Genomic DNA, 14,755 nt, shown 5'->3' on the forward strand with positions numbered 1-14,755 from the left:
GACATACTTTACTTGACTTAACTGCATTAATATGGTAAGTTTCTTATTATGAAACGAAAAATCACTATAAAATTACTTCAATGGAAGAATAGCGGCCGGCGTCAGCCTTTGCTCATGTATGGGGCAAGACAGGTGGGCAAGACCTATGTTATTGATGAGTTCGGCCGGAACAATTATGAGAATATCATTTATGTTAATCTTGAAACGAATTTGACCGTTGCCGCGGATTTCAATAATGATATTTCACCGCAACACATTATCAATTGTTTGGAAATGTTTTATAAACAAAAAATAGTCCCCGGGAAAACGCTTATTTTTTTTGATGAGATCCAATCGTGCGAGCGGGTGTTGACCTCTTTAAAGTATTTCTGTGAGAGCGCCCCCGAATATCATATTATCGCGGCAGGAAGCCTTTTGGGCGTCGCGCTTAACCGGGAGAAATATTCTTTTCCTGTCGGGAAGGTTGACCTGCTGCATATGTATCCGTTGGACATGGAAGAATTCTTATGGGCAATGGGCAGAGAGCCGTTGGCAAACGAAATACGCGCTTGTTACGCGGATAACAGGCCGTTGTCCTCCATGCTTCATGACGCGGGCTTAAGTTTGTATAAGGAGTATTTAATTGTCGGGGGGATGCCGGCCGTTATCAATGAGTATTGCAAGAGCCATCGGTTATTGGACGCGGCCAATGTGCAATCGCTGATCGTTGACACCTATATAGCGGATATGGCAAAATATGCTACTCCTGGGGAAACGACAAAAATAATGGCGGCGTTCCAATCCATACCGGCCCAGTTGGCCAAGGATAACAGGAAATTCCAATACAAGGTTGTTCAGCGCGGCGGTTCTGCTTCGATATTTGGAGCATCGATCGACTGGTTGTGCGCCGCCGGGCTGGTCATTAAATGCAACAAGGTTGAACGCGGGCAATCGCCGCTGGCGGTCCATCAGGATTTTTCAAGCTTTAAATTGTATATGGGGGATGTCGGGTTGTTGACCTTAAAGTCGGGGATGTCGACGCACAATATTTTAACACCCATTGAAAGCAACAATACTTTTATAGGCGCGATCGCTGAGAATTATGTGGCGGACCAGTTGCGGGTCAATTGGAACGATCTTTATTATTGGGATTCCGCCCATACTGCCGAAATAGATTTTATTATTCAAGATCGAGACAAGATCATTCCTGTGGAAGTCAAAGCCAGCGCGCACACTAAGTCCAGGAGTTTGTCGGTGTATAAGAAAATGTATTCCCCGCCTTACGCGATAAGGATATCGGCAAGGAATTTTGGGTTCGAGAATAATATAAAATCTGTGCCGCTGTACGCGGTGTTTTGCATCGAAGGAACAACGCACGCGCAGACAGCGGGAAATTAGGAAAATGTTAAAAATAGCCATCGCCCAGATGAATGCCGTCGTCGGAGACCTTGCGGGCAATGCCCGCATGATCGCCGACTATGCCGCCCGCGCCCGCCAGGCCAAAGCAGACCTGGTCGTTTTTCCTGAACTGGCCCTGTGCGGGTATCCTCCTGAAGACCTGCTTTTTAAGAAACATTTTGTCGCCAACACGGTCAAGGCCCTGGATGCTTTGGTCAAGAAGATGACCGGCATCGCGGCGATCGTCGGTTTTGTGGATACCGACGGGGCGGGCCGGATCTATAATGCCGCCGCGTTCATCGTGGACGGTGCGCTCAAAGGCGTGTACCGCAAACGGGAACTGCCCAATTACGGGGTTTTTGACGAGCGCCGGTATTTTACGCCCGGCACCGACGAGGGGATCTTTACGCTCAAAGGCGTGACCATCGCTGTTAATATTTGCGAGGACATCTGGGTGAATAAAAGCGTGTATGCGGTTCAGGCTAAACGCAGGCCCGCGGTCATGATCAACATTTCCTCTTCGCCTTATGAGACCGGCAAGCCGCGTGTGCGCGAAGCGTTGCTGCGCCGCCGCGTGCGGGAGACCAAAATTCCCATGGTGTATGTGAACATGGTCGGCGGGCAGGATGAATTGGTCTTTGACGGGGCCAGCATGGTCATCGCTGTTGACGGCAAGGTCGCGGCCCGGGCCAAACAGTTCAGTGAAGATCTTTTGCTCACGGATTGCACGAAGACGGCAGGCGGCGTTTTGCCGCTCATGGATGAAAATGAGGAAATATACAATGCCCTGGTTACCGGAACGCGCGATTATGTGCGCAAGAACGGGTTTGCCAAGGTCGCGGTTGGCCTAAGCGGTGGCATTGATTCCGCCCTGGTGGCCATCATCGCCGTGGATGCTTTGGGCAAGGACAATGTCGTCGGGATCTCCATGCCGTCCCCATTTAACGTGAAGGCGACGCGCGCCGACGCGAGCCGGCTGGCGCGTAACCTCGGCATTGAGTTCAAGGAAATTCCCATCAAGGCCGTTTTTGCCGCGTTCCTTAAGGCGCTCAAAGGCCCTCCGGGCCTACGGCCCGATAGGGCCGGAGGCCATTTCAACGGTGGATCACCAGGCACTGCCGAGGAAAACCTGCAGGCGCGCATCCGCGGCAATCTCCTCATGGCATTTTCCAATAAATTCGGATGGCTTGTCCTGACCACCGGCAACAAGAGTGAAATGGCGGTCGGCTATTGTACGCTTTACGGCGACATGTCCGGCGGGTTCGCGGTGCTGAAAGATATTTTCAAGACCAGGGTCTATGAATTGGCGCGTTGGCGTAATATCCGAAGCGGGGAATCGATCATTCCCAAGAGTGTTGTCCTGCGCGCCCCGTCGGCGGAGTTAAGGCCGGGTCAAACTGATGAACAAACCCTGGGTGCTTACGCGGACCTGGACCGCGTGCTGTCCGCTTATGTGGAGGGCCACCGGTCGGTCCAGGATATTGCCGGCACGACCCTACCCTTAAAATATGTTCAAAAGACGGCGCGGCTCGTGGACAGCAACGAGTATAAGCGCCGCCAAGCCCCGCCCGGGGTGAAGATTACCTCTCGCGCCTTCGGCAGGGACTGGCGCCTGCCCATCACCAACCGCTACAGGGAATAAACCGTGACGCTTTCCATCATCATCCCGGCCTATAACGAGGCCGTCACCATCGGCGCTGTCCTTGAAAAAGTCCTGGCTGTGCCTTTGCCCGGCGGTTTGACTCGCGAGATCATTGTGGTCAATGACGGATCCACCGACGGGACAGAGCAGGCGCTGAAAAGTTGGGCCGGCCACTCACCTATCACGATCATCCATCAGGCCAATCAGGGCAAGGCCGGGGCCATCAGGACGGGAATGAAGCAGGCGTCCGGCGATATTTTGCTCATCCAGGACGCGGATCTGGAATATGATCCCGCGCAGTATCCCGGGCTTTTGCAACCGATCCTTGAAGACCGGGCCCAGGTGGTCTATGGCTCACGATTTTTGGGCAATATCCAGAACATGTCCCGGATCGATCGCTTCGCCAATAACGTTTCCAATACCATGTTCCGTTGGCTTTACGGGGCAGTGATCACCGACATCAACACCTGTTACAAGGCGTTCACCCGCAAAGCCCTGGAAGGCATTACCATGAATGCCCGCAATTTTGCCTTTGAGACCGAGATCACGGTCAAATTCATCCAAAAAGGCCTCTTCATCAAGGAGGTCCCCATCCATTACGCGGCCCGCACCCGCCAAGAAGGCAAGAAGATCCGCTGGGGCACGGCATTGCAAATGTTCTGGCCCATCCTGTACCAGCGCTTCAATTTTAATTGTATTTTAGGTAGAAAAAGTTAAAATATGAAGGTTTTGTCTCGTCGTAATAATGGGATAAATGGGGAAGAGAATGTCTTTACCGCCCAAACAGGGACTCTACGATCCGCAAAATGAGCACGACAGCTGCGGGGTCGGTTTTATTGTTAATATCAAGGGCCGCAAGACCCATGATATTATCCGTTCCGGCATCCAGATCCTGGAAAATTTGACCCATCGCGGGGCCTGCGGCTGTGATCCCGAAACCGGGGACGGTGCGGGCATCATGATCCAGATGCCCGATGCTTTTTTGCGCAAGGAAATGGCTAAAAAAGACATCACCCTGCCGCCCGCGGGCGATTACAGCGCCGGGCTTGTTTTTTTGCCGCCCAACTCGGAAGACCGCAACACCATTGAAGGGTGGACCGAGCATATCATCCATGAAGAAGGCCAGAAACTTTTGGGCTGGCGCGAAGTGCCGCATGACTCAACAAAGATCGGGCGCGTGGCCCGTTCCGTCGAGCCGGTATTCAAACAATTGTTCATCGCCCGCGGCAGGAAGACCAAGGCGGAGGATTTTGACCGCAAACTTTACGTCATCCGCAAACGGCTGTGGAACAAGGTCTATTATTCCACACTGCCCCAGAAAAATTATTACTATTTCTGCAGTTTGAACAGCCATACCCTGGTGTACAAAGGCCAGCTCATGTCCGAGCAGCTGGACCGCTTTTTCCTGGACCTGGCTGACCCGCTGATGACTTCCGCCATCGCGCTCATCCACTCGCGCTATTCAACCAATACGTTCCCCAGCTGGGCTTTGGCGCATCCCTACCGGATGATCGCCCATAACGGGGAGATCAACACCCTGCGCGGCAACATCAACTGGATCCATGCCCGCGAAAAGCAATTTGTTTCCAGGGCTTTCGGCGACGATCTGGAAAAGGTCCTGTCCATTGTGGTGCCGCATGGTTCGGACACCGCCACGTTTGACAATGTGCTGGAGATGCTCGTCTTGTCCGGCCGTTCTTTGCCGCACGCGGTCATGATGATGATCCCGGAAGCGTGGAGCGCCCACCAGGACATGGACCCCAAAAAGCGCGCGTTCTACGAATACCATTCCTGTCTGATGGAACCGTGGGACGGGCCGGCTTCCATCGCGTTTTCCGACGGGCGCTACGTCGGTGCGGTGCTGGACCGCAACGGCCTGCGCCCGTCACGTTATATCGTCACCACCGACGACCTTGTCATCATGGCTTCCGAAGCGGGTGTTTTGCCGGTCGCGGCAGAGACGATCATCACCAAGGGCCGTTTGCAGCCGGGCAAGATGTTTTTGGTGGATACTAAAGAAGGTCGCATCATTGACGACAAAGAGATCAAGGACCAGGCCGCGTCCCGCCAGCCGTACGGACAATGGCTCAAGGACAATATCGTTGATCTGCGCACACTGCCTCAACCCAAAAAAGTCCATGGCCTTAACACCAAGACGCTCCTTGAACGCCAGCGCGCCTTCGGCTATACGCTGGAAGACATTAAAATAATTTTGATGCCTATGGCTTTGTTGGGGGAAGAGGCCACAGGGTCCATGGGCGCGGACACGCCTTTGGCCGTGCTCTCCGACCGGCCGCAATTGCTATACAGTTATTTTAAACAGTTGTTCGCACAGGTCACCAACCCGCCCACCGACGCCATCCGTGAAGAGATCATCATGGCCGAGGACATGATGCTGGGGGCCGAGGGCAATTTACTCGACGAGACACCGGCCCATTGTCATCGCCTGTGGATCCAGCGGCCGACCCTGACCAACGAAGAGCTGGAAAAGATCGCCCATGTCAATACCGGCAATCTCAAAAGCGCTGTCCTGCCCATTGTTTTTAAGAAAGAAGACGGGGCCAAGGGCATGGAGGCCGCGCTGGAGACCTTGTTCGCAAAAGCGGACGAAGGCATTGCCGCGGGCATCAGCATTTTTGTCCTTTCCGACCGGACGATGAACGCGAAGAACGCGCCCATACCGGCTTTGCTGGCTTGCGCGGGGCTGCACCATCATTTGGTTCGCCGGGGCACGCGCACCAGGGCCAGCATCGTCGTCGAGACCGGCGAGGCGAGGGAAATGCACCACTTCGCAGCCCTGATCGGTTACGGGGCCAATGCCGTCAATCCGTATCTGGCTTTTGAGACCATTGAGGCGCTCATCGACGGGGAAAAACTTGAGGAAAAGATCGCTTGGAAGGACGCCGAGAAGAATTTCCTCAAGGCCTGCCATAAAGGACTGTATAAAATTATTTCCAAGATGGGCATCTCCACCATCCAGTCCTATTGCGGGGCCCAGATCTTTGAGGCCGTGGGGCTGGGGGACGATTTGGTGGAGAAATATTTTACCGCGACCCCCTCGAGGATCGGCGGCATCGGCATTGCCGTTGTCGCCCAGGAGGTCTTAAAACGCCATGCCCAGGGGTATCCTGTTTTTCCAGGCGAAGACCATATGCTTGAGGAGGGCGGGGATTATTACTGGCGTCAGGAAGGGGAATTCCACCAGCTCAACCCGCAGACGATCGCGCTTTTGCAGCATTCAACCAAAAGCGGCGATTACAGGGTCTTTAAGCAATACGCCAAAACGATCAATGAGCAAAACAGGGGCCTGGCCAATATCCGCGGGCTTTTGAAATTTAAGACCGGCCATCCCATCTCCATCGACGAGGTTGAACCGGCCTCCGCCATTGTCCAGCGTTTCGCGACCGGGGCCATGAGTTACGGGTCCATTTCCAAGGAAGCGCATGAAACGCTGGCCATTGCCATGAACCGTCTGGGCGGTTTTTCCAACACCGGCGAAGGCGGGGAAGACCCTGAACGTTTCAAGAAAGAACCTAACGGCGACAGCAAGCGCAGCCGCATCAAGCAGGTGGCGCAGGGCCGTTTCGGGGCCACCATTGAATATCTGGTCAACGCGGACCAATTGCAGATCAAGATGGCGCAGGGCGCCAAGCCCGGCGAGGGCGGCCAATTGCCCGGGCACAAGGTTTCCAAAGAGATCGCCAAGACACGCTACACCATGCCGGGGGTGGGGCTTATCTCCCCGCCGCCGCATCACGACATTTATTCCATTGAGGATCTGGCCCAGCTGATCCATGACCTTAAAAATGCCAATCCGCAGGCCATGATCAGCGTCAAATTGGTCGCCGAGGTCGGGGTGGGCACTGTTGCCGCTGGCGTGTCCAAAGGCAAGGCGGACCACGTGCTCATTTCCGGGTTTGAGGGCGGCACCGGCGCGTCTCCGCAAACGTCCATCAAACACGGCGGCCTGCCGATGGAATTGGGCATTGCCGAGACCCAGCAGGTTTTGGTCATGAACGATCTGCGCGGCCGCATCCGCGTGCAGACCGACGGGCAGTTGAAGACCGGCAGGGACGTTGTCATCGCCGCCATGCTTGGCGCCGACGAATTCGGGTTTTCCACGGCCGCACTGGTGACCCTGGGGTGCATCCTGTTGCGCAAATGCCATTTGAACACCTGTTCCGTCGGTATCGCGACCCAGGATCCCGAGTTAAGAAAGAAATTTGAAGGCAAGCCGGAATACGTGATGAACTTTTTCACATTCATCGCCGAGGAAGCGCGCGAGATCATGGCGGAATTGGGTGTTCGGAAATTTGAGGACTTAGTCGGCCGCGTGGACATGCTGGACGCCAGGGACACCATTGACCATTGGAAGGCCAAAGGTGTTGACCTGACCAACATTTTGCACAAACCCGACGTTCCCAAGGGCACGGCCATCCGTCACACGGGCACCCAGGACCATGGTTTGGAAAAGGCATTGGACAACACCCTGATCGAACGCTGTAAGGACGCCATTGAAAACAAGACGCCCGTGCGCTTGGCGAACCCCATCAAGAACACCAACCGCACGGTGGGGACCATGTTGTCATCGGTCATCGCCCGCAAATACGGTTTGGCGGGGTTACCGGACGATACCATCCAGATCAAATTTGAGGGGTCGGCGGGCCAGAGTTTCGGCGCGTTTTTAGCGCACGGGGTTTCTTTGACCCTGGAAGGCGAGGCCAATGATTATACGGGCAAAGGCCTTTCCGGCGGACGGATCGTCATTTTTCCCCCGAAGGGGGCCAAGTTCGTTCCGGAGCAGAACATCATCGTCGGCAATGTCGTGCTGTACGGTGCGATCATGGGCACCATGTTCCTGCGCGGCCTGGCCGGCGAGCGTTTTGCCGTGCGCAACTCCGGCGCCGATGCCGTTGTTGAGGGTGTGGGCGATCACGGGTGCGAGTATATGACCGGCGGCAGGGTCGTTGTGTTGGGCCCGACGGGCAGGAATTTTGCCGCGGGCATGAGCGGCGGCATTGCCTATGTCTGGGACAAGGACCATGCGTTTGGGAAAAACTGCAACACAGGCATGGTGGACCTGCTTCCCGTCGAGGAAGAGCAAGACATCGCCGAACTTAAAAATTTGATCGAGCGGCATTTGAACCATACCGGCAGTGCGGTGGCAGAAGGGGTCCTGAAAGGTTGGGAGGGCATTTTGCCGCAGTTCGTCAAGGTGTTCCCGCGCGATTACCGCCGGGTCCTGGAAGAGGCCGCCAATGGGTGACATCAAAGGGTTCATGAAACATGGCCGGCAGGAATACAAAAAAGAGCCGGTGACCCAGCGCGTCAAACATTTTAAGGAATTCATTGACCTGCCCGCCGAGAAAGACCTGCGCGTCCAGGGCGGGCGGTGCATGGATTGCGGCGTGCCGTTCTGCCAGAGCGGCTGTCCCATCGGCAACATCATCCCCGACTGGAACGACCTTGTTTTCCGTGACCGCTGGGATGAGGCCATTGAGCGCCTGCATAAGACCAATAATTTTCCGGAATTCACCGGACGCATCTGTCCGGCGCCCTGCGAGAACGCCTGCGTCCTGGGGATCAATGCCCCGGCCGTGACCATCAAGAACATTGAGCTGGCCATCGTTGAGCACGCGTATAACAAGGGATGGATCAAGCCCCAGCCCCCTAAGCACCGCACCGGCATGAAGGTCGCGGTCATCGGCTCGGGCCCGGCGGGACTGGCCTGCGCGGACCAACTCAATAAAAAAGGACACAAGGTCGTTGTCTATGAAAAAAACGAGGTCATCGGCGGACTTTTGACGCTGGGGATCCCTGATTTTAAACTGGAAAAATGGATCGTTGAACGGCGCGTCAACCGCATGGCCGCGGAAGGGGTCGCCTTCAAGACCGGCCAATACATCGGGGTCAATGTCAACGCCAAAGAATTGGCCGCCCAATACGATGCCATTGTTTTGTGCGGCGGCGCGGAAAGTCCCCGCGAATTGCCCATCCCGGGCCGCGAGCTGGAAGGCGTGTATCAGGCCATGTATTTTCTGCCCCAGCAGAATTTGCGCAACAACAATTATCCTATCGACGGGTACATGGCCAGGTACGCGGAGAATATTTTGCAGGTCCGGCCGCACGATCAGGGACCCGTGACAGCCAAGGGTAAAAAAGTGGTGATCTTAGGCGGCGGGGACACGGGCTCCGACTGCTTGGGCACGGTCAACCGCCAGGGCGCGGCATCCGTGCATCAATTTGAACTGATGCCTAAACCGCCGGAGCAGCGCGCGATGGACAATCCCTGGCCCAACTGGGCGTTCATCCTGCGCACGTCCACGTCGCACGAGGAAGGCGTTGTCCGCGATTATTCGATCATGACCAAACGTTTGAGCGGCGTCGACGGCAAATTAAAGAAATTGCACGGCGTGCGCCTGCAGTGGACCAAAGACCCGGCCACGGGCCCCGCCGTAGGCGGGGCAGGCAAAATGATCATGCAGGAGATCCCCGGATCGGGATTTGACATGGATTGCGACATGCTTTTGCTGGCCATGGGTTTTACGGGGCCTGTCAAAAAAGGCATGCTGGAAGAGTTGGGTGTTGTTTTGGACGCCAGAGGCAATGTCACTGCCGACGCCGACAAGATGACCAATGTTCCCGGTATTTTTACCGCGGGGGACATGACCCGCGGCCAGTCGCTGGTCGTGTGGGCCATCCAGGAAGGACGCGCCGCTGCCGAAGGGGCGCACCGTTATCTGGCGGCCAAGGCGGTGAAGAAATGATCCGCTGGTTCTTAATATTTCTCTTTTTTTTCGCCGTACCCGTGCTTTCCGACGAACAGGCGCCCGTGCAGGGCGACGCTTCCCGCACACAGCAGGCCGACCAGATGGAAAATCAGGCCGTAGCGGCCGTTGACGCGGGACGGATGGACAGGGGCTTGTCGCTCATGCGCCAGGCGATCGCCCTGGACGCGGCCCCGTCGCGCCAGCTGAATTACGGGAGCATCCTTTTCGGCAACGGCGTATCGCTTTTTAAGAGCGGCCAAAAGGACAAGGGCCGAAAGGTCCTGGCCGAGGCGCGCGAACAATTGCTCAAGGCGGTTGATGGTTTTGACAAGACCAAGGACGTCATGTTCTTGGGCCAGGCCTATTTCCTGCTCGGCGAGATCGAACGCAACGGTTTCGCGGACACGGCGAAAGCCAAAGAATATTACAAAAAATCCCTCTCTTTTTACGACCACGAAGGCGCCAAAGCCGCTTTGCAGCAGATGCCGTAAAATATCTTCTTCTGTTTTTCCCGCCCGCACTGCTTTTGTTATAATAACCGCATGGAATATGTATTGGCCATCGATCAGGGGACCACGGGTTCGCGCGCGTTCATTTTTGACAGCAAGGGGCATGTCCGCGCGAGGGCGTATCAGGAATTCAAACAATATTATCCAAAACCCGGATGGGTGGAGCATGATGCCGACGAGATCTGGTCGTCCTGCGCGCGGGTCATCCGCAAGGCTGTTGCCCGGGGCCGCATTGATCCCAAACGCATCACTGCCATAGGGATCACGAACCAGCGCGAAACAACCATCCTTTGGGACCGTGTCACAGGCAAACCCTTTTATCACGCCATTGTTTGGCAATGCCGGCGCACCGCCGATCTCTGCGCGGCTCCCGCATTGCGCCGCAGGGCGGCCTTCATCCGTCGCGCGACTGGGCTTGTTTTAGACCCGTATTTTAGCGCCACGAAAATTCGATGGATCCTGGACCATGTTCCCGGGCTTAAACGCAAGGCCGCCCGGGGACGCGTATGTTTCGGCACCGTGGATAGCTGGCTTTTGTGGAAACTCACCAACGGCAAGGTCCATGCCACAGATCCCACCAACGCCTCGCGCACTATGCTGTTTGATATCAATTCCCAAAAATGGAGCCGTTCCCTGTTGGATATTTTCGGTATTCCCCCGTCGGTATTGCCGCAGGTGAAGCCCTCGGGCTGCGTGTTCGGGCTCACGGCCGGCGTTGCCGGATTGCCTGCCGGTATTCCCATCACCGCGATCATGGGGGACCAGCAGGCCGCGCTCTACGGCCAGGGATGCTGGGAAGCCGGCACCATCAAGAATACCTATGGGACCGGTTGTTTCATGGTTTTGAATACGGGCAAACAGCCGGTCCGTTCTTCCGACGGGTTATTGACGACCGTGGCCTGCGATGCTTTGGGAAAACCGGTGTATGCCCTGGAGGGCGCGGTGTTCGTTGCCGGCGCGGTGGTGCAATGGCTGCGCGACGGATTGAAGATCATTCCCGATTCCGCGTCGAGCGAACGTCTGGCGGCCAGTGTCAAGGACAGCGGGGGCGTGTATTTTGTTCCGGCTTTCACAGGCCTGGGCGCCCCGTATTGGGACCCGCAGGCCCGCGGGACCATCACGGGCCTGACCCGCGGCAGTATGCGCGCGCATATTGTCCGCGCCGCGCTGGAAGCCATCGCGTATCAGACCAGGGATATTTTTACCCTGATGCGCAAGTCGCTGTATTGTCCCATCCGCCGTTTGCGGGTGGACGGCGGGGCGGCCGCCAATGATCTTTTGATGCAATTCCAATCCGACCTTTTGGGCATTCCCGTGGTGCGGCCGAAATTACTGGACTCAACGGCCGCGGGTGTTGCGTATCTCGCGGGGATCACCGTCGGGTTGTGGCGCCCTAAAGACATTACGGCGATGCAGACGGTTGAGCGGATCTTCAGACCCGCCATGCCTTTGAAAGTCGCGCAAGCCAAATATGAAGGGTGGCAAAAAGCTGTCCGGAAGACCATGGCATGATCCGCGACCTCAAACGTTTTTCCAGAAAAACTTACGATCTGCTTGTCATCGGCGGGGGCATCAATGGTGCGGCCATCGCTTATCTGGCCGCTTCAACCGGGGCGTCGGTGGCGCTTTTGGAAAAAGGCGATTTTGCCGGCGGCACCTCCAGCAAAAGTACAAAATTGATGCACGGCGGTTTGCGTTACCTGGAACATCTTGAGTTTGACCTCGTCGCTGAATCGCTCAAAGAACGCTATATCCAGTGGAAAAGCGCGCCGCATCTGGTCAAACCCATGGCGTTCATCATTCCGGTTTACCGCGGCGACCCCCGGGGTTTGTGGCAGATGCGTTTGGGGGTGTGGCTGTATGATGCTTTAAGCGGCGCTTATACGCTGGGAGGACGCCGGACTTTAAGCAAAAAAGAGGTGATCCGGCACGTTGCGGGCATCAACCCCGAAGGGCTTGTGGGCGGGGTTGAATATTTTGATGCGCAGATGGACGATGCCCGGCTTTGCCTGGAAAACGTGCTGATGGCGGACAAGCACGGCGCGCACGCGGCCAACCATGTTGAGGTGACAGGATTTTTAAAGAACAACGACCGCACCGTCGGGGCCCGCGTGCAGGACGCCCGGGCTGGGACCTCATTTGACGTTTTAGCGCGGCAAATCGTTGTGGCCGCGGGGCCGTGGTCGGACATGATTCTTCATAAAGACGCGCCGCGCGCCAAACCCTGTTTAAGGGGCACCAAGGGTGCGCATGTCGTTTACCGCGGCCGTTTGAGCGATCGCGCGCTTTTGGTCCCGACGCGTACCGGCAAAAGGGTCATTTTTATTATTCCTTTCAAAGGCAACACCCTCATCGGCACGACCGATACGGATCATGCCGATAATCCTGATGATGTCCGCTGTGACGAGGACGATGTTGCGTATCTGCTGGGCGAGGCAAACCGTATCCTGTCCGGCCGAACACTTCAAAAAGAGAACGTGATCATGACCTTCGCGGGCATCCGGCCCCTGGTCTATGACCGCGGCACGCCATCGCAGGTGTCACGCCGGCATGTCATCAAGCGCGCATTGTCCGGCGTCTATTATGTGCTGGGTGGTAAATATACGACCTACCGTGCCATTGCCCGCGAATGCGTGGCCAAGGTCCTGCCCGAGGCCGGGCGGCGCCTGGGCACTGGTGACCAACATCCTTTGTATGGCAGTCCCGAGCAGGGGCAGGAGGACGCCAAGGCCGCGGCAGAGCATTACAGCGTCGGCATAGACATTGTTGAGCATCTGATGGGCGTTTACGGCAGCCGTTTTGCCGATGTCCTTACCCTGACCCGCCAAGACCCTTCTTTAAAAGAGAAATTGTGCTCCTGTTCGCCGGCCATCCGCGCGCAGGTCGTCTACGCGATCAAGGTTGAAATGGCCCGCACTGTTGAGGACGTGTTTGAGCGCCGCCTTGGTCTTGTCTATACGGATTGTCCCACCCGCCAATGCCGTTTGACCATTGAAGAAATGTTAAGGGACACATGACCCGCGACGAAGCGTTCAAACGTTTAGTTTCTGCCGTCGGTAAACGCGCGTCTTTAAGGAAGACCACCGACGCTATACGCCTGGTCAATGGCGCGGGCGATGGCTTGCCGGGACTGACTCTGGAACAGTACAGTGCGCATTTTTGCGCCCATATTTTTGAGACGGCGTGGTTAAAGCGCGCCGACTGGCTGCGGGATTTTCTGTCGGACCATTTTCCTTGCGAGTATTTTATTTTAAAGGACCGCAGTGCCTCTGCCGCCGCGACGCCGGATGCATTTAAAGTATATGTGATCGTTGATAGAGACGGGCCCCGGACCATTGTCAGGGAACGGGGCGTCCAATTCCATGTGGACCTGAATGATACGTTAAACACAGGATTGTTTTTGGACATGCGCGCCAATCGCTGCCTCGTCGCCGGGCTGGCCAAAGGCAAGCGGCTGCTGAACACCTTCGCGTACACCTGTTCTTTCGGCGTGCATGCCCGCGCGTCCGGCGCTGCCGCTGTCGTCAACGTGGATGTCAGCAAGAAAGTCCTCGAACGCGGCCGGGCCAATGACGCTCTCAACGGTTTAACCCCGGCATCAGGAGAATTCGTGCGCGCGGATGCCGTGCGTTATTGCGAACGTCTGGCCAAACGGGGGGAGCGCTTTGATGTCATTGTCCTGGATCCGCCGTCTTTTGCCCGCCATGAGGGCAAGGCCTTTCAGGTCAAAAAAGACATGCCGCGTTTGGTTGAGGCGGCGCTTGGGGTCTTGGGTCCCGGCGGATATCTTTTTGTTTCCACCAACTGCAGCGCCCTGACCTATGCGGACCTGACGAAATATGTTAAAATAGCCGCCGTATCCCGTGGTTTGAAGGTTAAGGGGATGAGGGCCTTGGGCCAGGACAAGGATTTTCCGGGAAGCGGCACAAGCAAAGAGAGCCATCTGGCAGCCGCCCTGGTTTCATTCACATAGACAAGGAGCCGTCATGAACAAGAAGGTCATCAAAACCGATAAAGTATCGCTGCCGGTGGGGCCGTACAATCAGGCGGTAGCCATCGGCGGTCTCGTTTATACTGCCGGACAGATCCCGTTGGATAAACAGGGCAACATGGTTCCCGGCGGCATCAAGGAACAGACCGAACAGGTCATTCAGAATTTGATCGCGGTCTTGGGCACAGCCGGGTCGTCGCTGGATAAGGTGGTCAAGGCCACCGTGTTCCTCAAAGACCTCAATGATTTTGCCGGCATGAACGAGGTGTACGCCAAATATTTCAAGGCCGCCATTGCGCCGGCGCGCAGTACCCTTCAGGTTTCCCGCATCCCCAAGGACTCGCTCGTCGAGATCGAAGTTGTAGCGCAGATTCAATAAAGGTAGCACCTGCCTTCTTTCAAGAAGGCAGGTGCTAACTTTATCCCTTTATCCATGCTTGACATTCGGCGGTCAATTGTCTATATT

The 14,755-nt window shown here is 56.1% G+C and carries 10 protein-coding genes; all 10 read left to right on the top strand.

The window, feature by feature from the left end:
• Window positions 1-48: 48 nt before the first annotated feature.
• Genes Q7K71_04500 through Q7K71_04545 form a run of 10 tightly spaced genes read left to right on the top strand, consistent with a single transcriptional unit; the run spans window position 49 to window position 14,668 of the window.
• Window positions 49-1,377 (top strand): AAA family ATPase, encoded by a 1,329-nt coding sequence (locus tag Q7K71_04500; protein MDO8675359.1) that lies wholly within the window; start codon window positions 49-51, stop codon window positions 1,375-1,377.
• Between the two features lie 4 nt (window positions 1,378-1,381).
• On the top strand, window positions 1,382-3,019 hold the full coding sequence (locus Q7K71_04505) for an NAD+ synthase (protein ID MDO8675360.1): 1,638 nt from the start codon (window positions 1,382-1,384) through the stop codon (window positions 3,017-3,019).
• A 3-nt stretch (window positions 3,020-3,022) separates the two neighbouring features.
• Window positions 3,023-3,736 carry a glycosyltransferase family 2 protein gene (locus tag Q7K71_04510; GenBank protein MDO8675361.1) on the top strand — a complete coding sequence of 238 codons (714 nt, stop codon included), beginning with the start codon at window positions 3,023-3,025 and terminating at the stop codon, window positions 3,734-3,736.
• Between the two features lie 49 nt (window positions 3,737-3,785).
• The gene (gene gltB, locus Q7K71_04515; GenBank protein ID MDO8675362.1) at window positions 3,786-8,285 is read left to right on the top strand and encodes a glutamate synthase large subunit; all 4,500 of its coding nucleotides are present in this window, start codon (window positions 3,786-3,788) and stop codon (window positions 8,283-8,285) included.
• On the top strand, window positions 8,278-9,786 hold the full coding sequence (locus Q7K71_04520; protein MDO8675363.1) for a glutamate synthase subunit beta: 1,509 nt from the start codon (window positions 8,278-8,280) through the stop codon (window positions 9,784-9,786). Before gltB ends, Q7K71_04520 begins: the two co-directional genes overlap by 8 nt.
• Window positions 9,783-10,280 (top strand): hypothetical protein, encoded by a 498-nt coding sequence (locus Q7K71_04525; GenBank protein ID MDO8675364.1) that lies wholly within the window; start codon window positions 9,783-9,785, stop codon window positions 10,278-10,280. The genes Q7K71_04520 and Q7K71_04525 overlap by 4 nt, the downstream gene beginning before the upstream one ends.
• Before the next feature lie 51 nt (window positions 10,281-10,331).
• On the top strand, window positions 10,332-11,810 hold the full coding sequence (gene glpK, locus Q7K71_04530; protein ID MDO8675365.1) for a glycerol kinase GlpK: 1,479 nt from the start codon (window positions 10,332-10,334) through the stop codon (window positions 11,808-11,810).
• Complete coding sequence (locus tag Q7K71_04535; GenBank protein ID MDO8675366.1) at window positions 11,807-13,315, top strand: glycerol-3-phosphate dehydrogenase/oxidase; 1,509 nt, start codon at window positions 11,807-11,809, stop codon at window positions 13,313-13,315. The genes glpK and Q7K71_04535 overlap by 4 nt, the downstream gene beginning before the upstream one ends.
• The gene (locus Q7K71_04540) at window positions 13,312-14,271 is read left to right on the top strand and encodes a class I SAM-dependent methyltransferase (GenBank protein MDO8675367.1); all 960 of its coding nucleotides are present in this window, start codon (window positions 13,312-13,314) and stop codon (window positions 14,269-14,271) included. The genes Q7K71_04535 and Q7K71_04540 overlap by 4 nt, the downstream gene beginning before the upstream one ends.
• Window positions 14,272-14,284: 13 nt before the next feature.
• Window positions 14,285-14,668 (top strand): Rid family detoxifying hydrolase, encoded by a 384-nt coding sequence (locus tag Q7K71_04545; protein ID MDO8675368.1) that lies wholly within the window; start codon window positions 14,285-14,287, stop codon window positions 14,666-14,668.
• The last annotated feature ends 87 nt before the right edge of the window (window positions 14,669-14,755 follow it).

The organism is Candidatus Omnitrophota bacterium (assembly GCA_030650275.1).
In the GTDB taxonomy this organism is placed as follows: domain Bacteria; phylum Omnitrophota; class Gorgyraeia; order Zapsychrales; family Fredricksoniimonadaceae; genus JACPXN01.

Coding starts and splice junctions, on each gene's coding strand:
- Q7K71_04500 (MDO8675359.1), top strand. CDS start 49: ATGAAACGAAAAATCACTATAAAATTACTTCAATGGAAGAATAGCGGC.
- Q7K71_04505 (MDO8675360.1), top strand. CDS start 1,382: ATGTTAAAAATAGCCATCGCCCAGATGAATGCCGTCGTCGGAGACCTT.
- gltB (MDO8675362.1), top strand. CDS start 3,786: ATGTCTTTACCGCCCAAACAGGGACTCTACGATCCGCAAAATGAGCAC.
- Q7K71_04520 (MDO8675363.1), top strand. CDS start 8,278: ATGGGTGACATCAAAGGGTTCATGAAACATGGCCGGCAGGAATACAAA.
- Q7K71_04525 (MDO8675364.1), top strand. CDS start 9,783: ATGATCCGCTGGTTCTTAATATTTCTCTTTTTTTTCGCCGTACCCGTG.
- glpK (MDO8675365.1), top strand. CDS start 10,332: ATGGAATATGTATTGGCCATCGATCAGGGGACCACGGGTTCGCGCGCG.
- Q7K71_04535 (MDO8675366.1), top strand. CDS start 11,807: ATGATCCGCGACCTCAAACGTTTTTCCAGAAAAACTTACGATCTGCTT.
- Q7K71_04540 (MDO8675367.1), top strand. CDS start 13,312: ATGACCCGCGACGAAGCGTTCAAACGTTTAGTTTCTGCCGTCGGTAAA.
- Q7K71_04545 (MDO8675368.1), top strand. CDS start 14,285: ATGAACAAGAAGGTCATCAAAACCGATAAAGTATCGCTGCCGGTGGGG.